The sequence below is a fragment of the Pseudomonas putida genome (assembly GCF_002741075.1).
Classification (GTDB): Bacteria; Pseudomonadota; Gammaproteobacteria; order Pseudomonadales; family Pseudomonadaceae; genus Aquipseudomonas; species Aquipseudomonas putida_T.
Window position 1 is genome coordinate 4736168 of the sequence record NZ_CP016634.1, and the last position, 19505, is coordinate 4755672.

The following is a 19505-nucleotide window of genomic DNA, read 5'->3' on the forward strand; positions in this document are numbered from 1 at the left end:
CAGGGACACCTGACCCTGCACACCAATAAAGGTCACAAACGCCGCTGAATCAGGGTTTTCTATCCGGAATCTGCTCGATTCCAGACCTTTTTCGGGAAAATCCGCTTCTTTTCGGAGCCTTGGTTTGTTTCTTGCATTTTTCCAGCATCAAGCGTTCCAGGCGTGCCCAGCAATCGCCCCTGAGACGCCCCATGTGCCAAAAGAGGTCAACGACGCCTTATGACCATCAGCGACGCACAGCACCGTCTGCTTCTGGACAACCTGACCACCGCCACGCTGCTGCTCAACGCCGAGCTGCGCCTTGAATACATGAACCCTGCCGCGGAGATGCTGTTGGCGGTCAGTGGTCAGCGCAGCCATGGGCAGTTCATCAGCGAGTTGTTCACCGAGTCGGCCGAAGCGCTCAACTCCCTGCGTCTGGCGGTGGAGCAGGCGCACCCGTTCACCAAGCGCGAAGCGCAGTTGACCTCGCTGACCGGCCAAAGCATCACCGTCGACTACGCCGTGACGCCGATCCTGCACCAGGGCCAGACCTTGCTGCTGCTGGAGGTACACCCCCGAGACCGCCTGCTGCGCATCACCAAGGAAGAAGCCCAGCTGAGCAAGCAGGAAACCACCAAGCTGCTGGTGCGCGGCCTGGCCCACGAAATCAAGAACCCCTTGGGCGGTATCCGGGGCGCGGCGCAACTGCTGGCCCGGGAGCTGCCCCATGAGGACCTGCGGGACTACACCAATGTGATCATCGAGGAGGCGGATCGCCTGCGAAACCTCGTCGACCGCATGCTCGGCTCGAACAAGCTGCCATCGCTGGCCATGACCAATATCCACGAAGTGCTGGAACGGGTCTGCAGCCTGGTGGAAGCCGAAAGCCAGGGCGGCGTCACGCTGGTGCGCGACTACGACCCGAGCCTGCCGGACGTGCTGATCGATCGCGAGCAGATGATCCAGGCGGTCCTCAACATCGTGCGCAACGCCATGCAGGCGATCGCCGGGCAGAACGACCTGCGCCTGGGCCGCATCACCCTGCGCAGCCGCGCGGTGCGCCAGTTCACCATCGGCCATGTGCGCCATCGTCTGGTGGCCCGGGTCGAGATCACCGACAACGGCCCTGGTATCCCCGCACAACTGCAGGACACCCTCTTCTATCCCATGGTCAGCGGCCGTCCGGACGGCACCGGGCTGGGCCTGGCCATCACTCAGAACATCATCAGCCAGCACCAGGGCCTGATCGAATGTGACAGCCACCCCGGCCACACCACCTTCTCGATCTACCTGCCTCTGGAACAAGGAGCCACCGCCTCATGAGCCGAAGTGAAACCGTCTGGATCGTCGATGATGATCGCTCCATCCGCTGGGTCCTGGAAAAAGCCCTGCAGCAGGAAGGCATGACCACCCAGAGCTTCGACAGCGCCGACGGCGTAATGGGCCGCCTGGCCCGCCAGCAACCGGACGTGATCATCTCCGACATCCGCATGCCCGGCACCAGCGGCCTGGACCTGCTGGCGCAGATCCGAGAGCAGCACCCGCGCCTACCAGTCATCATCATGACCGCCCACTCCGACCTGGACAGTGCCGTGGCCTCCTACCAGGGCGGCGCCTTTGAATACCTGCCCAAGCCGTTCGACGTGGACGATGCGGTGTCGCTGGTCAAACGCGCCAATCAGCACGCCCAGGAGCAACAAGCGCTCGACGTGCCGCCGAGCCTGGCCCGCACGCCGGAAATCATCGGCGAGGCACCAGCGATGCAGGAGGTGTTCCGCGCGATCGGTCGCCTCAGCCACTCCAACATCACCGTGCTGATCAACGGTGAATCCGGTACCGGCAAGGAGTTGGTGGCCCATGCCCTGCACCGCCACAGCCCACGAGCGGCATCACCGTTCATTGCCCTGAACATGGCGGCGATTCCCAAGGACCTGATGGAGTCCGAGCTGTTCGGCCACGAGAAAGGCGCCTTCACCGGTGCCGCCAACCTGCGCCGCGGCCGCTTCGAGCAGGCCGACGGCGGCACGTTGTTTCTCGACGAGATCGGCGACATGCCCGCCGACACCCAGACCCGCCTGCTGCGGGTCCTGGCCGACGGCGAGTTCTACCGGGTGGGCGGCCACGTGCCGGTCAAGGTGGACGTGCGCATCATCGCCGCGACCCACCAGAACCTGGAGTCGCTGGTGCAGGCCGGCAAGTTTCGTGAAGACTTGTTCCACCGCCTGAACGTGATCCGCATCCATATTCCACGCCTGGCCGATCGGCGCGAGGACATCCCTGCCCTGGCGCGTCACTTCCTGGGTCGCGCCGCCAAGGAACTGGCCGTCGAGCCCAAACTGCTAAAGCCGGAAACCGAAGAGTTCATGCGCAATCTGCCGTGGCCGGGCAACGTGCGCCAGCTGGAGAACACCTGCCGCTGGATCACCGTGATGGCCTCCAGCCGCGAAGTGCTGATCGGCGACCTGCCACCGGAACTGCTCAACCTGCCGCAGGACTCGGCGCCGGTCACCAACTGGGAGCAGGCACTGCGCCAGTGGGCCGACCAGGCCCTGGCCCGCGGCCAATCGAACCTGCTCGACAGCGCCGTGCCCAGCTTCGAGCGCATCATGATCGAGACCGCCCTCAAGCACACCGCAGGTCGCCGACGCGATGCCGCCGTGCTGCTGGGGTGGGGGCGGAATACCCTGACGCGCAAGATCAAGGAGCTGGGGATGAGGGTCGATGGCGGGGACGGGGACGAGGATGATGGCGACGATCATTGATCCTCGTCGCCCTGACTGCCGCTATCGCAGGACAAGCCCGCCCCTACAGCAATTGCGCACGCCGACCCTGTAGGAGCGGGCTTGTCCCGCGATGGCGTTCACAACGCCATGCACCGATCCAGTGCCAAGCGCACCGTCCAAAGGCACAAGACAGTCGTAGAACTGACCGCGACCGCGCTAACCCCAGTATTTCCGGGCCTCTAGAAACTGGCACGCCATCTGCAATAAGACAGATATCTCCAGTTTCGGGGACCCCGGTACAGGCAGGCCGGGACATCCCCTCTTTTATTCGTGCAGCCTCACCTGCACACGCCAGCGCCCAGCATCCTGTGCACCGCTCCATTCACCTTGCAGGGGACGCGCGGCGATCACCGTCAACAACAAGCCTTCCTCGCTGTTCTGCAGACGCCAGCCAGCCGGTTTGCCTTGCACCTGCAACTGGCCACGCTGGGCCTTGCCCTCGGCCTGGAACACCACGGCCACGGTGCCCTGCACCATTTCACCGTGCAGCTTGGGCTCTTCGTTGAACCATAGGTCCAGACCGTCCTGTACCACCTCCACCTGTTCCAGCACCCGCTCCTCGGGCGCGGTCAGGCGGCCGATCATCAACCCCACCATCATGCCGACGATCGCCAGGGACAACAGCACACGCGGCCAAGCTTTCGAACGCAGGTCGGGTTCGAGGGTAGAATGCTCGTCATCTTCATGCCTGGAGCCGTGCATGTTTCACGTCATCCTCTTTCAACCAGAGATTCCGCCGAATACCGGCAACATTATCCGCCTCTGCGCCAACAGCGGCTGCGACCTGCACCTGATCGAGCCATTGGGCTTCGAGCTGGACGATAAGCGCTTGCGCCGGGCAGGGCTGGATTACCACGAGTATGCCACGCTCAAGCGCTACCAGAGCCTGGCCGATTGCCTGGAGAGTCTCGGCCAACCGCGCCTGTTCGCCTTTACCACCAAGGGTTCGCACGCCTTCCATGAGGTCGACTACCAGCCGGGCGACGCTTTCCTGTTCGGGCCCGAGAGCCGGGGCCTGCCAGCCGAGGTACTGGACAGCCTGCCCGCGCAGCAACGCCTGCGCCTGCCCATGCGACCAGGCTGCCGCAGCCTGAACCTGTCCAACACCGTGGCGGTGACGGTCTATGAGGCCTGGCGCCAGCAGGGGTTTGCCGGCAGTTGATGCCTTGCCGTCCCGGCGAACGAGGCCAAACAAGGCAAATAAAAAGGGCGACCGAAGTCGCCCTTTTGCTTTTTGCAGCGATCACTGCATGGTCGGCGCTTCGCCGGCTTCCTGCATGCGCTGCATTTCTTGCGCGTACAGCGCGTCGAAATTGACCGGGGAAAGCATCAGCGCCGGGAACGAGCCACGGGTCACCAGGCTGTCCAGGGTCTCGCGAGCATACGGGAACAGAATGTTCGGGCAGAACGCACCCAGGGTATGGCTCATGGACGCCGCGTCGAGGTTCTTGATCAGGAAGATACCGGCCTGCTGAACTTCGGCGATGAAGGCCACTTCTTCACCGTTCTTGACGGTCACCGACAGGGTCAGCACCACTTCATGGAAATCGCTTTCCAGGGCTTTCTGACGGGTGTTCAGGTCCAGCGAGACGCTTGGCTCCCACTGCTGGCGGAAGATCTGCGGGCTCTTCGGCGCTTCGAAGGACAGGTCACGCACGTAGATGCGCTGCAGGGAGAATTGCGGGGAGTTGTCGTCGGCAACGCCGTTGTTCTGCTGGTCAGTCATGGCAGATCTTTTCCTAATGGTTATGTAAGAGCTGTGATTCAGGCCTCGAGCAGGGCATCGAGCTTGCCCGCCCGCTCCAGTGCGTAGAGGTCATCGCATCCGCCAACGTGGGTGGTGCCGATCCAGATCTGCGGTACCGAGGTGCGACCCGCCTTCTGGCTCATCTCGGCGCGCACCTGCGGCTTGCCGTCGACCTTGATTTCCTCGAAGGCTACACCCTTGCTCTCGAGCAGGTACTTGGCACGCATGCAGTAAGGGCAATAGTCGCTGGAGTAGACGATGACAGGCTTCATGATCACTTCACCAGGGGCAGGTTATCGGCTTTCCAGCTGGAGACGCCACCGCTGAGCTTGGCGGCAGTGTAACCAGCCTTGAGCAGCTCGCGGCAGATGGTGCCGGACTGCTGGCCCATGCTGTCCACCACGATCAGGGTCTTGCCCTTGTGCTTGTCCAGCTCGGCCATGCGGTTGACCAGTTTGTCCTGCGGAATGTTCAGGGCGCCGACGATGTGGCCCGACGCGTATTCCTTGCTCGGGCGGATGTCGATCACCACGCCTTTCTCGGCGTTGACCAGCGCGGTCAACTGGCCGTTGCTCAGGCTCTGACCGCCACGGCGGATTTCGTTGATGAGCAGCAGGACCAGCAGAACAACGAAGATCGCCACCAGGATGTAGTGGTTTGTCGCAAATTGAATCAGGTTAGCAACCATCTGAGGGTGTTCCACGCGATTGAAAATGCCGGCCAGTATACACAGCCCCCCAGGCCCGCCAAAGCCCGGCGGGTCCGCTGGAAAATCCCCCGTACCGACAGCCTGTCGGGCATTGCCCGTTCATTTGGAGGAAATTGGCCGTCGCTGGCCGATTTGCCCTAAAATGCGTGTCTTTATCATCTTGCAACCGTGAGTAGGATTGATGACGAACACGCCAAAACCCTTGGTCCTGATTATCCTCGATGGTTTCGGGCATAGCGAAAGCCCCGAATACAACGCCATCTTCGCCGCCAACACCCCGGTCTACGATCACCTGCGCGCCAGCCAGCCCACCGGGCTGATCTCCGGATCCGGCATGGATGTCGGCCTGCCCGACGGCCAGATGGGCAACTCCGAGGTCGGTCACATGAACCTCGGTGCCGGGCGTGTGGTGTACCAGGACTTCACCCGGGTCACCAAGGCCATCCGCGATGGCGAGTTCTTCAGCAACCCCGTGCTCACCGGCGCGGTGGACAAAGCCGTGGGCGCCGGCAAGGCCGTGCACATCCTCGGCCTGCTTTCCGACGGTGGCGTACACAGCCACCAGGACCACCTCATTGCGATGGCCGAACTGGCCGCGCAGCGTGGCGCCGACAAGATCTACCTGCACGCCTTCCTCGATGGTCGCGACACCCCACCGCGCAGCGCGCAGTCGTCCATCGAGCTGCTCGATGCCACCTTCGCCAAGCTGGGCAAGGGCCGCATCGCCAGCCTCATCGGCCGCTACTACGCCATGGATCGCGACAACCGCTGGGACCGTGTCAGCGCCGCCTACAACCTGATCGTCGACAGCGTCGCCGAGTACACCGCGCCGTCGGCCCTGGCCGGCCTGGAAGCGGCCTATGCCCGCGACGAGAGCGACGAATTCGTCAAGGCCACCCGCATCGGCGAACCGGTCAAGGTCGAGGACGGCGATGCCGTCATCTTCATGAACTTCCGTGCCGACCGCGCCCGCGAGCTGTCCCGCGCGTTCGTCGAGGCCGACTTCAACGAATTCGCACGTGCCCGCCTGCCCAAGTTCGCCGCCTACATCGGCCTGACCCAGTACTCGGCCAAGATCCCGGCCCCGGCCGCCTTCGCGCCGGCCACCCTGGACAACGTGCTCGGCGAGTACCTGGCCAAGAATGGCAAGACCCAGCTGCGCATCGCCGAGACCGAGAAGTACGCCCACGTCACCTTCTTCTTCTCGGGCGGGCGCGAAGAGCCGTTCGAGGGCGAGGAGCGCATCCTGATCCCGTCGCCGAAGGTCGCCACCTACGACCTGCAGCCGGAAATGAGCGCCCCGCAAGTCACCGACCGCATCGTCGAGGCCATTGAGCAGCAGCGCTACGACGTGATCGTGGTCAACTATGCCAACGGCGACATGGTCGGCCACACCGGCGTATTCGAGGCCGCGGTCAAGGCGGTCGAGACGCTGGACGGCTGCGTCGGACGTATCGTCCAGGCGCTGGACAAGGTCGGCGGCGAAGCGCTGATCACCGCCGACCACGGCAATGTCGAGCAGATGGAAGACGCCTGCACCGGCCAGGCCCACACCGCCCATACCACCGAGCCTGTGCCGTTCATCTATGTCGGCAAGCGTAACGTCAAAGTCCGCGACGGCGGCGTACTGGCGGACGTGGCGCCGACCATGCTCAAGCTGCTGGGCCTGGCCCAACCTGCCGAGATGACTGGCACCTCGATCCTGGTCGACGCCTAAGCTGCGCGCGGCCTTGTGTCGCGATCGGGTGGCAAACTAGCCCCAATACGCAGTTTCCAGACCAAACGCCTCGCCGCAGATGCCGCGAGGCGTTTTTTTTGCAGGCCCAGGCGGGCATACTAGGCCAGTCTCCATCCCTGGTACGCCCAACCCCATGCTTCGCGCCCTGATCCTACTCGCCCTGTCCTGCCTGCTCAGCCCGGCCTTCGCCGACGAGCGCGCGCAGACCCAGCAACAACTGGACGCCACCCGCCAGGACATCGCCGAGCTGAAGAAGATGCTGGGCAAGCTCCAGGAGGAAAAGTCCGGCGTGCAGAAGGACCTCAAGTCCACCGAGACCGAAATCGGCGACCTCGAAAAGCAGGTGGAGGCTCTGCAACAGGAACTAAAAAAGACCGAGGGCGAGCTGGAGCGCCTTGATACCGAGAAAAAAAAACTCCAGAGCGCCCGCGTTGAACAACAGCGACTGATCGCCATCCAGGCCCGCTCCGCCTACCAGAGCGGCCGCGAGGAATACCTCAAGCTGCTGCTCAACCAGCAGAACCCCGAGAAGTTCGCCCGCACTCTCACCTATTACGACTACCTGAGCAAGGCGCGCCTGGAGCAACTGCGCGCCTTCAACGAGACCCTGCGCCAGCTGGCCAACGTCGAGCAGGACATCAGCCGCCAGCAGGCACAGTTGCTGGCCCAGCGCGGCAACCTCGACAGCCGCCGCCAAGAGCTCGAGACCGTGCGCAACGAGCGCCGGCAAGTCCTGGCCAAGCTCAACACCGACATGCAGGCCCGCGACCAGAAACTGCAGGCCCGCCAGCAGGATCAGGCCGACCTGACCAAGGTTCTCAAGACCATCGAGGAAACCCTGGCCCGTCAGGCCCGCGAAGCCGAAGAGGCCCGCAAGAAAGCCCTGCTGGCCCAGCAGCAGGCCGAAGAACAGCGCCGCCAGCAGCAAGCCCTCGCCGCTAACGAAGAAGAAGCCCCGAAAAAAACCCGCACCACCCTCGGCCCCCTCGTCTCCAGCGATGGCGCGAACTATGGCGGTGCATTTTCTGCCGCACGCGGAAAACTTCCATGGCCGGTCAATGGTCGATTGCTGGCCCGCTTCGGCGAGGCACGCGGTGGCGATGCCCGAGCCAAGTGGGATGGCGTGATGATCGGCGCCAATCCCGGCACCCAGGTACGCGCCGTACACGGCGGGCGTGTGGTGTTCGCCGACTGGTTGCGTGGTGCTGGACTTCTGGTCATTCTCGACCATGGTAATGGTTACCTGAGCCTGTACGGCCACAACCAGAGCCTGCTCAAGCGCGCCGGCGACATCGTCAAGGCCGGCGAAGCCATCTCCACCGTTGGCGACAGCGGTGGCCAGGACAGCTCGGGCCTGTATTTCGCCATTCGCCAACAGGGTCGCCCTACCGACCCTTCGCAGTGGTGCCGCGGTTAGTCACTTTATTTACGGCGTGGCCACAGCTGCGCCGATGCTCCCTTGAGGGAGCGCCAACAGGATCAGGAGTTCGTTCGACATGCTGCACTCGTCTCGCCTCACCCAGCTGGCCCTGACCATCGCCCTGGTGGTCGGCGCGCCCTTGGTTTCTGCCGCCGAGCCGGCTGCGCCCGCCAGCCGTGCCGCGGTACCGGCCACCGAGGTGACAGCCAAGGCCCCGCTGCCGCTGGATGAGCTGCGCACCTTCGCCGAGGTCCTTGATCGCATCAAGGCCGCGTACGTCGAGCCGGTGGACGACAAGACCCTGCTGGAAAACGCCATCAAGGGCATGCTCAGCAACCTCGACCCTCACTCGGCCTACCTGGGCCCAGAGGACTTCCAGGAGCTGCAGGAAAGCACCAGCGGTGAGTTCGGCGGCCTGGGCATCGAGGTGGGCATGGAGGACGGCTTCGTCAAGGTGGTCTCGCCGATCGACGACACCCCGGCCTCACGCGCCGGCATCGAGGCGGGCGACCTGATCGTCAAGATCAATGGCGCCCCGACCCGCGGCCAGACCATGACCGAAGCCGTGGACAAGATGCGCGGCAAGGTGGGTGAGAAGATCACCCTCACCCTGGTCCGCGACGGTGGCACGCCTTTCGATGTGACCCTCGCCCGCGCGGTGATCCAGGTCAAGAGCGTCAAGAGCCAGCTGCTGGAGAACGACTACGGCTACATCCGTATCACCCAGTTCCAGGTCAAGACCGGCGAGGAAGTCGGCAAGGCACTGGCCAAGCTGCGCAAGGACAATGGCAAGAAGCTGCGCGGCATGGTCCTGGACCTGCGCAACAACCCCGGCGGCGTGCTGCAATCGGCAGTGGAAGTGGCCGACCACTTCCTCACCAAGGGCCTGATCGTCTACACCAAGGGCCGAATCGCCAACTCCGAGCTGCGCTTCTCCGCCGATCGGGCCGACGCCAGCGAAGGCGTGCCACTGGTAGTGCTGATCAACGGCGGCAGTGCCTCGGCTTCGGAGATCGTCGCTGGCGCCCTGCAGGACCAGAAGCGCGCGGTGCTGATGGGCACCGACAGCTTCGGCAAAGGCTCGGTACAGACCGTGCTGCCGCTGAACAACGATCGCGCGCTCAAGCTCACCACCGCGCTGTACTTCACCCCTAGCGGCCGTTCGATCCAGGCCCAGGGCATCGTGCCGGACATCGAGGTGCGCCCGGCCAAGCTCACCGCCGAAGCGGACACCGAGAACTTCAAGGAAGCCGACCTGCAGGGCCACCTGGGCAACGGCAACGGCGGCGCGGACCGACCGACCGGCAGCAGCAAGCGCAAGGAGCGGCCTCAGGATGGTGACTTCCAGCTCAGCCAGGCCCTGAGCCTGCTCAAAGGTCTGAACATCACCAAGGGCGACTGACCCGTCTCATGCGTTACCTGCTGTTGACGTTGTTCTGCCTGTTGGCCGGCACCGCCCAAGCGGCGCCGGCCAAGGCCTATATGAGCATCATCATCGACGACCTGGGCCAGAGCGGTGAGCGCGACAGCCGTACCCTCGCCCTGCCGGGCCCGGTCACGATGGCGATCATGCCCGACACGCCCCATGCCACCGATTTCGCACGCCAGGCCCACAAGGCCGGGCGCACCGTCATCCTGCACATGCCCATGGACCCTGCCACTGGCCCATACGCCTGGCACCCAGGTATCCCTATCGAAGAGCTCGCCCGGCGCCTGGATGCCGCCTTGGCCAAAGTGCCCTACGCCGCCGGCATCAACAACCACATGGGCAGCCGCATGACCTCCCAGGCCGCGCCCATGGCCTGGCTGATGGGGGAGCTGCAACGGCGCCACCTGTTCTTCGTCGACAGCCGTACCAGTGCCGCCACCGTGGCTGCGGCCATGGCTCAGGAGCAGGGGTTGGCGCATGTCTCGCGGGATGTCTTCCTGGACGATACCCGCACCACCGAAGCCATCACCGCGCAGTTGCAGTTGGGTGTGACCCTGGCCCGCAGGCAAGGCTCGGCAGTGCTCATCGGCCACCCCTACCCCCAGACCCTGGACGTGCTGGAGCGCGAGCTTCCTCGCCTCAGGCAGCAGGGTATCGAGCTGATCGGCCTTCACCAGATGATCGCGCAACGAAGCAATCAGGCCATGCCCGCCCATGGCAAGCATGGCCGCTACAGCAACCGCTAAAAGCTTCGAGCTTCACTAAAGATGTACCGCGCCGCGCCTTCTTTCAGCGCTCACAGTAGCCCTCCGACATAAAACAAGGAGGGTCACCATGCTCGAACGATATTCGATCTGCCTCACGCTGGCATTCGCCTGCCTTGCGCCGTTCGCTTCGGCCAGCTCGGTTTCTGGCGTGCAGGGTTGGCCCGTCGCCCGGCTGCTCTCACCAGCGCCCGTCCCCGATCCGGACATGACCATCGAACGCCTCGACAATGGCGACATGAAGGTCACCTGGCGGATCGCCCCGCCGGACCTTCAGTGCTACCGCATCAAGTACGGCCCGCCCAAGACCCTGGACTGCAACGCGCCGGCTGACTACGAGATGCTTCGCCATGCCAGTCATGAGTTCCGGCGGCAGGACCTACCCCTCAAGCTCTGTACCAAGGCCGAAGACATCGCCAAACACCACTCGGCGCCACGCGAAGACCTGCTGCGCCTGCAAACCCCCTGAAACGACAAAGGCCCGACTCTCGCGAGTCGGGCCTTTGTCGTGACAAGTTCAGGCGCTATCAGCTATAGACACGCCCCAGCAATTGGCGGTGGCTTTCGAACTGATCCAACACATCGCGCACGATCTGCTCCGGCGTGAAGCCCATCAGGTCGTACTCCTGGCTGCCATCATGCAGGTAGACCTCAGCGCGGTAGAAGCGCTGGCGAACTTCCGTCTCGCCCTCTGCCGCCGCCTCGTTCGGCGCAGCCTGGTAACCGTCCAGGCTCACTTCGTAGACGAAGGGGTTGCCCTCTTCCATCATCACGCGCAGGCCCATCAGCGAGCGGGAGTGACCGGCGCGCGCCTCGACCTCGAAGCCTTGGGTACGCATCTGCGCCGCGGCTTCCTTGAGTGCGGTGCTGACATACTTGTCCATGAAGCGCTGGACCACGGCCTGGCTCGGCTGCAGATCCATCTGGCTCAGGCGCTCGCTGAAGCCTCGACGGCCACGGGCGGCCAGTTCGGCTCGCTCCTGTTCGACCACGACGTCCTGCTTCATGGCCTTGTACAGACCGAACATGAACAGCACCAGCACCACAGAGAACGGTAGGCCGGCCAGTACCACCATGGTCTGCATGGCTTCGAAGTTACCGGCGAACAGCAGGCCGATGGTCACCAGGGTGATAACGACCGACCAGAACACCACCATCCAGTGCGGGGCATCTTCGTCCACCTTGCCGCCTTTGCACGACAGGTTGGCCATCATCACCGCGCCGGAGTCGGCCGGGGTGAGGAACAGCACGAAGCCAACGAACACCGCCACACCAATGACGATCTTGGCTGCCGGGAAGAACTCCAGCAGTTGGTAGATCGACATCGACGGCTGTTCCAACGCGGTCTTGCCCAGCTCCACGGCACCCTGGTTGACCACCAGGTCCAGCGCGGTGTTGCCGAAGATCGACAGCCAGGCCAGGGTGAAGCCCAGCGGGATCAGCAGCACGCCGCTGACCAGCTGGCGCACGGTACGCCCCTTGGAGATACGGGCGATGAACATACCCACGAATGGGCCCCAGGAGATCCACCAGGCCCAGTAGAACACGGTCCACAGACCCAGCCAGCGCTCGGACTTGGCGCCGTCGCCTTCATAGACGTACAGGTCGAACGTCTTGAGCACGATGCCGTTGAGGTAGTCACCGATGTTCTGCACGAAGCCATTGAGCAGGTGCAGGGTGTTGCCGCCCAGCAGGACGAAGATCAACAGGCCACTGAACAGCATGATGTTCAGGTTGGACAGACGGCGGATGCCGTTCTCCACGCCCGACACCGCAGCCACGGTCGCAACGCCAGCCATGACCAGGATCACCGCCAGCAGGTTGGTCTTGCTGTGGTCGATACCGAACAGGTACTCCAGCCCCGACGCCACCTGCATCGAACCGATACCCAGGTTGGTCACCAGGCCCAACAGGGTGACGAACATGTCGAAGATGTCCACTGCGTTGCCGGCAGCGCCTTTGACCCAGCGCTCACCGACCAGCGGGTACAGGGCCGAACGCAGGGCCAGTGGCTGGTTGTGGCGGTAGGCGAAGTAACCTACGGCAAGACCGATCAGGGCGTAGATCGCCCAGCCATGCAGGCCCCAGTGCAGGAAGGTCAGCTGCAGTGCCTGGCGCGCGGCTTCATGGCTCGCGGAGGCACCTTCAGGCGGGTTGAAATAGTGGTCCAGCGGCTCGGAGGCACCGAAGTACAGCAGCGAGATACCGATACCGGAGGAGAACAGCATGCCGGCCCAGGCGCCGTAGCTGAAATCGGGCTGGTCGTCCTTGCCGCCAAGCTTGAGCTTGCCGTAGTCGGAGAAGGCCAGGTAGACGACGAACAGCAGGTATCCGCAGATCACCAGCATGTAGTACCAACCGAAGGTACGGGTCAGCCAGGCCTGGGCCACGCTCAGCACCTTGCCGGCGGTTTCAGGGACAGCGATAAGCAGGGCGGTCAACACGAGGACCAGCAGCGCGGAGGTGTAGAACACAACGCGGTTGACCCTTACCCGCTCGGCGGGAGGGTTGGTTAGGGAGGCAGAACTCATTGCACGAATGCTCCGGGCAGTGCGGGAGTGGAGGCTAATCAGTCTTCCCGAGCAAATGGTGCAATAGCCCCACAGCATCAGGTGTTATAAAAGCACCTAGGAGATCGCGATCCCGAATCGAATCGTTGCAAAAAAACAGATCCAAGCCCGCTCCAGTGGCTGCCCTCGCGGCCCATGACCGCTCGGCGGAATCTGCATTTCGCATCGCTCTTGCCCGTCAACGCCTTGTATTCCGGGGGTTACGCGATTTCCTGGGGTGTCAATCCGTGCCTTCTCGATCAGCTGAAAAACTGTCAATGGCACAAATTGTCGCAGAGCTTATTCTTTATTGATTGAACGTTCAATCAAAACAAAATAGACTGGCCTTCGCCGAGGCAGCCGCTCGTCGTCTGCTCGCAGGCCTGAGGAGATATGCAACATGCCCAAGGTCGGTATGCAACCCATCCGCCGCCAGCAGTTGATCGAAGCCACGTTACAGGCCGTCGATCAGGTGGGACTGGGAGATGCCAGCATTGCGCTGATTGCCCGTTTGGCCGGTGTGTCGAACGGCATCATCAGTCACTACTTTCGGGACAAGAACGGCCTGATCGCAGCGACGATGGGTTACATCATGAGCATGCTCAACGAAGGCGTTGCGGCGCGTCGCCAGGCGCTGACGGACGACAGCCCGCGCGCCCACCTGAAAGTGATCATCGAGGGCAACTTCGATGCCAGCCAGGTGAACGGCCCGGCAATGAAAACCTGGTTGGCCTTCTGGGCCTCCAGCATGCACCAGCCAGATTTGCACAGGTTGCAGCGGATCAACGACCACCGCTTGTATTCCAACCTGTGCTGCCAGTTCCGCCGCGTCCTGCCGCTCTACCATGCGCGCAAGGCTGCCCGCGGGCTGGCGGCCCTGATCGATGGCCTGTGGCTGCGTGGCGCGCTGTCCGGTGATGCATTCGACACCGATCAGGCAATACGGATTGCTTACGAATACATGGATCTACAACTGGCTAAACAGCAGCGTCTGGACACTACCGATCAGACCTCTGAACAACCACGCGCGGCGATTGCCAACCAGGCAGGAGCGTGACGCGGTAGCCAACCACACACTGCACTTGCGAGGACACTATGGCCCGTTTCGGAACGCAAAAACTCTACATTGATGGTGGTTACGTCGACGCTAGCACCGACGCCACTTTCGAAGCCATCAACCCGGCCACCGGCGAAGTCCTCGCCCACGTGCAACGTGCCACCCAGGCTGACGTCGAGCGCGCCGTCGAGAGCGCCGAGCGTGGCCAGAAAGTCTGGGCCGCAATGACCGCCATGCAGCGTTCGCGCATCCTGCGCCGCGCCGTCGATATCCTGCGCGAGCGCAACGACGAACTGGCCATGCTGGAAACCCTGGACACCGGCAAGTCCTACTCCGAAACCCGCTACGTCGATATCGTCACCGGCGCTGACGTGCTGGAGTACTACGCAGGCCTGGTGCCGGCCATCGAAGGCGAGCAAATCCCGCTGCGTGAAAGCTCCTTCGTCTACACCCGCCGCGAGCCACTGGGCGTGACCGCTGGTATCGGTGCCTGGAACTACCCGATCCAGATCGCCCTGTGGAAATCCGCCCCGGCCCTGGCCGCTGGCAACGCCATGATCTTCAAGCCTTCGGAAGTCACTTCGCTGACCACCCTGAAGCTTGCCGAGATCTACACCGAAGCCGGCCTGCCGGACGGCGTGTTCAACGTCCTGACCGGCAGCGGCCGCGAAGTCGGCACTTGGCTGACCGAGCACCCGCGCATCGAGAAAGTCTCGTTCACCGGCGGCACCACCACCGGCAAGAAAGTCATGGCCAGCGCCTCGAGCTCCACGCTCAAGGAAGTCACCATGGAACTGGGCGGCAAGTCGCCGCTGATCATCTGCGACGACGCTGACCTGGACAAGGCCGCCGACATCGCCATGATGGCCAACTTCTACAGCTCCGGTCAGGTCTGCACCAACGGCACCCGCGTGTTCATCCCGTCGTCGATGAAAGCAGCCTTCGAAGCCAAGATCGCCGAGCGCGTCGCCCGCATCCGTGCCGGCAACCCAGAAGACGAGAACACCAACTTCGGCCCGCTGGTCAGCTTTGCGCACATGGAAAGCGTCCTGGGCTACATCGCCAAGGGCAAGGAAGAAGGTGCCCGCGTCCTGTGCGGCGGCGAGCGTCTGATGGACGGAGACTTCGCCAAGGGCGCCTTCGTTGCCCCGACCGTCTTCACCGACTGCACCGACGACATGACCATCGTCAAGGAAGAGATCTTCGGCCCGGTCATGAGCATCCTGAGCTACGAAACCGAAGAAGAAGTCATCCGTCGTGCCAACGACACCGAATACGGCCTGGCCGCCGGTGTCTGCACCAACGACATCAGCCGCGCTCACCGCATCATCCACAAGCTCGAAGCCGGTATCTGCTGGATCAATGCCTGGGGTGAGTCGCCGGCCGAAATGCCGGTCGGTGGCTACAAGCAGTCGGGCGTCGGCCGTGAAAACGGCGTCAGCTCGCTGGCTCAGTACACTCGCATCAAGTCGGTCCAGGTCGAGCTGGGCGGCTACAACTCGGTGTTCTAAGCACCGCTCGTAGTCACGCCCGTGCCGTAGGCGCGGGCGTTCCCGCTTCCTGGAAACTGCCAAACGAGGGTACTTCCCAATGTCCCAAGAATTCGACTACATCATCGTCGGTGCCGGTTCGGCCGGTAACACCCTGGCCACCCGCCTGACCGAAGACGCCGGCGTCACCGTCCTGCTGCTCGAAGCCGGCGGCCCGGACTACCGCTTCGACTTCCGCACCCAGATGCCAGCCGCCCTGGCCTTCCCGCTGCAGGGCCGCCGCTACAACTGGGCCTACGAGACCGATCCTGAGCCGCACATGGACGGCCGTCGCATGGAATGTGGCCGTGGCAAGGGCCTGGGTGGCTCTTCGCTGATCAACGGCATGTGCTACATCCGCGGCAACGCCATGGACTTCGACGGCTGGGCGAAACTGCCAGGCCTGGAAGACTGGACCTATCTGGACTGCCTGCCGTATTTCCGCAAGGCCGAAACCCGCGACATCGGCCCGAACGACTATCACGGCGGCGAAGGCCCGGTCAGCGTGACCACGCCTAAAGCCGGCAACAACCCGCTGTTCCACGCCATGGTCGAAGCCGGCGTACAAGCCGGCTACCCTCGCACCGAAGACCTCAACGGCTACCAGCAGGAAGGCTTCGGTCCGATGGACCGTACCGTGACCAAGCAAGGTCGCCGCTCCAGCACCGCCCGCGGCTACCTGGACCAGGCCAAGAAGCGTCCGAACCTGACCATCGTCACCCACGCCCTGACCGACCGTGTGCTGTTCGACGGCAAGCGCGCCGTTGGCGTGACCTATCTGGTCGGTGACAGCGAGGAGCGCGTCGAAGCCCGCGCCCGCAAGGAAGTCATCGTCAGCTCCGGCGCCATCGCCTCGCCGCAACTGCTGCAACGCTCCGGCGTCGGCCCGCGCGCGCTGCTCGAAAGCCTGGACATCCCGGTCGTCCACGACCTGCCAGGCGTTGGCGAGAACCTGCAGGACCACCTGGAACTGTACCTGCAATATGCGTGCACCCAGCCGGTTTCGCTGTACCCATCGCTGCTGTGGTGGAACCAGCCGGCCATTGGCGCCGAGTGGATGTTCAAAGGGACCGGTATCGGTGCGAGCAACCAGTTCGAGGCAGGCGGTTTCATCCGCACCCGTCCTGAGTTCGAGTGGCCGAACATCCAGTATCACTTCCTGCCGGTTGCCATCAACTACAACGGCTCCAACGGCGTGAAGGAACACGGCTTCCAGGCCCACATGGGTTCGATGCGCTCGCCAAGCCGCGGCCGTATCAAGCTGAAGTCCAAGGATCCGCGCCAACACCCAAGCATCCTGTTCAACTACATGGCCACCGAACAGGACTGGCAGGAGTTCCGCGACGGTATCCGCCTGACCCGCGAAATCATGGCCCAGCCGGCGCTGGACCCGTACCGTGGTCGCGAGATCAGCCCGGGCGCGCACGTGCAGACCGACGAGGAACTGGACAAGTTCATCCGCGAGCACGCCGAGACCGCCTTCCACCCATCCTGCTCGTGCAAGATGGGCACCGACGACATGGCGGTGGTCGATGGCGAAGGCCGCGTGCATGGCATGCAGGGCCTGCGTGTGGTCGACGCGTCGATCATGCCGATCATCATCACGGGCAACCTCAACGCCACCACGATCATGATCGCCGAGAAAATCTCGGACAAGATCCGTGGCCGCAAGCCGCTGCCGCGCAGCACCGCCAAGTACTACGTGGCCAACGGTGCCCCGGTCAAAGGCAAGGCGATGCGTGAAGTGAAGCAGGCTTGATCCTGTTTTGACCTTTTCGCGGGTAAACCCGCTCCCACCGGCACTTCATCGCTCTCGGGCCTTGTGATTCTTCCGGTAGGAGCGGGCTTGTCCCGCGATAGCGTCCGTACTGGCAACACCGAAAAAGGCACCCTCCAGGGTGCCTTTTTCATTTTCAGAAACGCTTTACAGGCTGCCAATTCATCAGGTTAGAATCGATTGGCACGCGACCTGCTAGTCAACGCTAACACGTCCTTTTTTCCCCGCGATGTACCGGAGTACTGCCTTTGGATGCGAGCACCATCAACAGCCTGTTCCTGATCGGCGCAATGCTGGTCGGGGCAAGTATCTTGGTCAGCTCGCTGTCATCGCGCCTGGGCATCCCTATCCTGGTCATCATCCTCGCCGTCGGCATGCTCGCCGGGGTCGATGGTGGCGGCATCATCTTCAACAACTACCCGACCGCCTACCTGGTGGGCAACCTGGCCCTGGCCGTGATCCTGCTCGACGGCGGTCTGCGCACCCGGGTGGCGAGCTTTCGTGTGGCGCTTTGGCCGGCGTTGTCGCTGGCCACGGTGGGGGTGCTGATCACCACCGGGCTGACCGGCATGATCGCCGCCTGGCTGTTCGACCTGAGCCTCATCCAGGGCCTTTTGATCGGCGCTATCGTCGGCTCCACCGACGCTGCGGCGGTGTTCTCCCTGCTCGGGGGCAAGGGCCTGAACGAGCGGGTCACCGCGACGCTCGAGATCGAGTCAGGCAGCAACGACCCCATGGCGGTGTTCCTCACCGTCACCCTCATCGACATGATCGCCAGCGGCCAGACCGGCCTGCACTGGAGCCTGCTGACCCACCTGGTGCGCGAATTCGGCATCGGCAGCCTGCTGGGCCTGGGCGGCGGCTGGCTGATGCTGCAACTGGTCAATCGCATCAACCTGGCTGGCGGGTTGTACCCGATCCTGGTCATTGCCGGTGGTCTGGTGGTGTTCTCGCTGACCAACGCCCTGCACGGCAGCGGGTTCCTGGCGGTCTACTTGTGCGGCCTGGTGCTGGGCAACCGGCCGATCCGCAGCCGCCACGGCATCCTGCACATGCTCGATGGCATGGCATGGCTGGCACAGATCGGTATGTTCCTGGTGCTGGGCCTGTTGGTCACCCCGCACGACCTGCTGCCGATCGCCTTGCCCGCCTTGGGCTTGGCGCTGTGGATGATCCTGTTCGCGCGCCCGCTGTCGGTAGTGGCCAGCCTGCTGCCATTCAAGGCTTTCCATGGCCGCGAGAAAGCCTTCATCAGCTGGGTCGGTCTGCGCGGCGCGGTACCGATCATTCTTGCCGTGTTCCCGCTGATGGCAGGGCTACCGGACGCCCAGCTGTTCTTCAACCTGGCGTTCTTCATCGTCTTGGTGTCGCTGCTGGTGCAAGGCACCAGCCTGCCGTGGATGGCCAAACTGCTGAAAGTCACCGTACCACCGGACCCGGCCCCGATTTCCCGCTCGGCCCTGGAGGTGCACATCACCAGCGAGTGGGAGCTGTTCGTCTATCGCCTGGGTGCCGAAAAATGGTGCATCGGCGCCGCCCTGCGCGAGCTGAAGATGCCTGAAGGCACCCGGATCGCCGCGCTGTTTCGTGGCGAGCAACTGCTGCACCCCTCGGGCAGCACCGTACTGGAAGTGGGCGACATGCTGTGCGTGATAGGCCACGAACATAACCTGCCGGCTCTGGGCAAGCTGTTCAGCCAGGCGCCACAACGCGGGCTGGATTTGCGTTTCTTCGGCGATTTCGTCCTCGAAGGCGATGCCGAGCTCGGCGCAGTGGCTGCGCTTTATGGCCTGAAACTCGACGGGTTGGACGCGAAAATGCCGCTGGCGCAGTTCATCCGACAGAAGGTCGGAGGCGCTCCAGTAGTGGGCGATCAGGTCGAATGGAACAGTACGATCTGGACAGTGGCGACCATGGACGGGAACAAGATCCAGAAAGTGGGCGTCAGATTCCCCGAAGGAACTCGACCCGGCCCTGGGTTGTTCCTCTAAACTCCGATTTGCCTCGTTTCGCAAGAATTC

The 19505-nt window shown here is 63.4% G+C and carries 17 protein-coding genes; 12 read left to right on the forward strand and 5 right to left on the reverse strand.

The genetic code is table 11. From position 1 onward, the window contains the following. Positions 1 to 219 precede the first annotated feature (219 nt). Together glnL and ntrC are read left to right on the forward strand one after the other, a co-directional pair. Entirely contained in the window at positions 220 to 1305 is a 1086-nt protein-coding gene (gene glnL / locus IEC33019_RS22120) for a nitrogen regulation protein NR(II) (RefSeq protein ID WP_070090613.1), read from the forward strand. Then, on the forward strand, positions 1302 to 2744 hold the full coding sequence (gene ntrC, locus IEC33019_RS22125; protein WP_070090614.1) for a nitrogen regulation protein NR(I): 1443 nt from the start codon (positions 1302 to 1304) through the stop codon (positions 2742 to 2744). Before glnL ends, ntrC begins: the two co-directional genes overlap by 4 nt. 285 nt (positions 2745 to 3029) lie before the next feature. Here ntrC and IEC33019_RS22130 read toward each other — a convergent pair whose 3' ends face one another. Continuing rightward, on the reverse strand, positions 3030 to 3467 hold the full coding sequence (locus tag IEC33019_RS22130; RefSeq protein ID WP_070090615.1) for a hypothetical protein: 438 nt from the start codon (positions 3465 to 3467) through the stop codon (positions 3030 to 3032). Here IEC33019_RS22130 and trmL point away from each other — a divergent pair. Further along, positions 3466 to 3927, forward strand: coding sequence for a tRNA (uridine(34)/cytosine(34)/5-carboxymethylaminomethyluridine(34)-2'-O)-methyltransferase TrmL (gene trmL / locus IEC33019_RS22135; protein WP_070090616.1), 462 nt, complete (start codon positions 3466 to 3468; stop codon positions 3925 to 3927). The two genes, IEC33019_RS22130 and trmL, sit on opposite strands and share 2 nt — an antisense overlap. 81 nt (positions 3928 to 4008) lie before the next feature. On the opposite strand, the gene secB is transcribed toward trmL, so the two are convergent. Genes secB through IEC33019_RS22150 form a run of 3 tightly spaced genes read right to left on the reverse strand, consistent with a single transcriptional unit; the run spans position 4009 to position 5200 of the window. Further along, positions 4009 to 4491 (reverse strand): protein-export chaperone SecB, encoded by a 483-nt coding sequence (gene secB, locus IEC33019_RS22140; protein WP_070091915.1) that lies wholly within the window; start codon positions 4489 to 4491, stop codon positions 4009 to 4011. Positions 4492 to 4529: 38 nt separating this feature from the next. After that, positions 4530 to 4784, reverse strand: a complete 255-nt coding sequence (grxC, locus tag IEC33019_RS22145) for a glutaredoxin 3 (protein WP_043212544.1) — start codon at positions 4782 to 4784, stop codon at positions 4530 to 4532. A gap of 2 nt (positions 4785 to 4786) precedes the next feature. Next, on the reverse strand, positions 4787 to 5200 hold the full coding sequence (locus tag IEC33019_RS22150) for a rhodanese-like domain-containing protein (RefSeq protein ID WP_070091916.1): 414 nt from the start codon (positions 5198 to 5200) through the stop codon (positions 4787 to 4789). A gap of 202 nt (positions 5201 to 5402) precedes the next feature. Here IEC33019_RS22150 and gpmI point away from each other — a divergent pair, with 202 nt between their 5' ends. The 5 genes from gpmI (at position 5403) to IEC33019_RS22175 (ending at position 11041) form a co-directional block, all read left to right on the forward strand. Then, positions 5403 to 6938 (forward strand): 2,3-bisphosphoglycerate-independent phosphoglycerate mutase, encoded by a 1536-nt coding sequence (gene gpmI / locus IEC33019_RS22155; protein ID WP_070091917.1) that lies wholly within the window; start codon positions 5403 to 5405, stop codon positions 6936 to 6938. A 154-nt stretch (positions 6939 to 7092) separates the two neighbouring features. Then, positions 7093 to 8376, forward strand: coding sequence for a murein hydrolase activator EnvC family protein (locus tag IEC33019_RS22160; protein ID WP_070091918.1), 1284 nt, complete (start codon positions 7093 to 7095; stop codon positions 8374 to 8376). 79 nt (positions 8377 to 8455) lie between these two features. Continuing rightward, complete coding sequence (locus IEC33019_RS22165) at positions 8456 to 9781, forward strand: S41 family peptidase (RefSeq protein WP_099593918.1); 1326 nt, start codon at positions 8456 to 8458, stop codon at positions 9779 to 9781. Positions 9782 to 9789: 8 nt separating this feature from the next. After that, positions 9790 to 10554, forward strand: a complete 765-nt coding sequence (locus IEC33019_RS22170; protein WP_070091920.1) for a divergent polysaccharide deacetylase family protein — start codon at positions 9790 to 9792, stop codon at positions 10552 to 10554. An 88-nt stretch (positions 10555 to 10642) separates the two neighbouring features. Then, positions 10643 to 11041, forward strand: a complete 399-nt coding sequence (locus IEC33019_RS22175; RefSeq protein WP_070091921.1) for a hypothetical protein — start codon at positions 10643 to 10645, stop codon at positions 11039 to 11041. Positions 11042 to 11099: 58 nt separating this feature from the next. Here the strand turns inward: IEC33019_RS22175 and IEC33019_RS22180 are convergent, their stop codons facing one another. Beyond that, positions 11100 to 13103, reverse strand: coding sequence for a BCCT family transporter (locus tag IEC33019_RS22180; protein WP_099593920.1), 2004 nt, complete (start codon positions 13101 to 13103; stop codon positions 11100 to 11102). A 418-nt stretch (positions 13104 to 13521) separates the two neighbouring features. Here IEC33019_RS22180 and betI point away from each other — a divergent pair, with 418 nt between their 5' ends. From betI to IEC33019_RS22200, 4 genes are all read left to right on the forward strand, one after another. Further along, complete coding sequence (gene betI / locus IEC33019_RS22185; protein WP_070091923.1) at positions 13522 to 14178, forward strand: transcriptional regulator BetI; 657 nt, start codon at positions 13522 to 13524, stop codon at positions 14176 to 14178. Between the two features lie 38 nt (positions 14179 to 14216). Continuing rightward, on the forward strand, positions 14217 to 15689 hold the full coding sequence (gene betB, locus IEC33019_RS22190) for a betaine-aldehyde dehydrogenase (protein WP_070091924.1): 1473 nt from the start codon (positions 14217 to 14219) through the stop codon (positions 15687 to 15689). Between the two features lie 79 nt (positions 15690 to 15768). Further along, positions 15769 to 17466 carry a choline dehydrogenase gene (betA, locus tag IEC33019_RS22195; protein WP_070091925.1) on the forward strand — a complete coding sequence of 566 codons (1698 nt, stop codon included), beginning with the start codon at positions 15769 to 15771 and terminating at the stop codon, positions 17464 to 17466. Between the two features lie 266 nt (positions 17467 to 17732). Beyond that, complete coding sequence (locus IEC33019_RS22200; RefSeq protein ID WP_070091926.1) at positions 17733 to 19475, forward strand: potassium/proton antiporter; 1743 nt, start codon at positions 17733 to 17735, stop codon at positions 19473 to 19475. Positions 19476 to 19505 lie beyond the last annotated feature (30 nt).

Excerpts from the sequence above, each read along its gene's own strand:
- IEC33019_RS22165 (WP_099593918.1), top strand. The coding sequence starts at position 8,456 with ATGCTGCACTCGTCTCGCCTCACCCAGCTGGCCCTGACCATCGCCCTG.
- betB (WP_070091924.1), top strand. The coding sequence starts at position 14,217 with ATGGCCCGTTTCGGAACGCAAAAACTCTACATTGATGGTGGTTACGTC.
- gpmI (WP_070091917.1), top strand. The coding sequence starts at position 5,403 with ATGACGAACACGCCAAAACCCTTGGTCCTGATTATCCTCGATGGTTTC.
- glnL (WP_070090613.1), top strand. The coding sequence starts at position 220 with ATGACCATCAGCGACGCACAGCACCGTCTGCTTCTGGACAACCTGACC.
- trmL (WP_070090616.1), top strand. The coding sequence starts at position 3,466 with ATGTTTCACGTCATCCTCTTTCAACCAGAGATTCCGCCGAATACCGGC.
- IEC33019_RS22150 (WP_070091916.1), bottom strand. The coding sequence starts at position 5,200 with ATGGTTGCTAACCTGATTCAATTTGCGACAAACCACTACATCCTGGTG.
- IEC33019_RS22130 (WP_070090615.1), bottom strand. The coding sequence starts at position 3,467 with ATGCACGGCTCCAGGCATGAAGATGACGAGCATTCTACCCTCGAACCC.
- IEC33019_RS22160 (WP_070091918.1), top strand. The coding sequence starts at position 7,093 with ATGCTTCGCGCCCTGATCCTACTCGCCCTGTCCTGCCTGCTCAGCCCG.
- grxC (WP_043212544.1), bottom strand. The coding sequence starts at position 4,784 with ATGAAGCCTGTCATCGTCTACTCCAGCGACTATTGCCCTTACTGCATG.
- IEC33019_RS22170 (WP_070091920.1), top strand. The coding sequence starts at position 9,790 with ATGCGTTACCTGCTGTTGACGTTGTTCTGCCTGTTGGCCGGCACCGCC.
- betA (WP_070091925.1), top strand. The coding sequence starts at position 15,769 with ATGTCCCAAGAATTCGACTACATCATCGTCGGTGCCGGTTCGGCCGGT.
- betI (WP_070091923.1), top strand. The coding sequence starts at position 13,522 with ATGCCCAAGGTCGGTATGCAACCCATCCGCCGCCAGCAGTTGATCGAA.
- secB (WP_070091915.1), bottom strand. The coding sequence starts at position 4,491 with ATGACTGACCAGCAGAACAACGGCGTTGCCGACGACAACTCCCCGCAA.
- IEC33019_RS22175 (WP_070091921.1), top strand. The coding sequence starts at position 10,643 with ATGCTCGAACGATATTCGATCTGCCTCACGCTGGCATTCGCCTGCCTT.
- ntrC (WP_070090614.1), top strand. The coding sequence starts at position 1,302 with ATGAGCCGAAGTGAAACCGTCTGGATCGTCGATGATGATCGCTCCATC.
- IEC33019_RS22180 (WP_099593920.1), bottom strand. The coding sequence starts at position 13,103 with ATGAGTTCTGCCTCCCTAACCAACCCTCCCGCCGAGCGGGTAAGGGTC.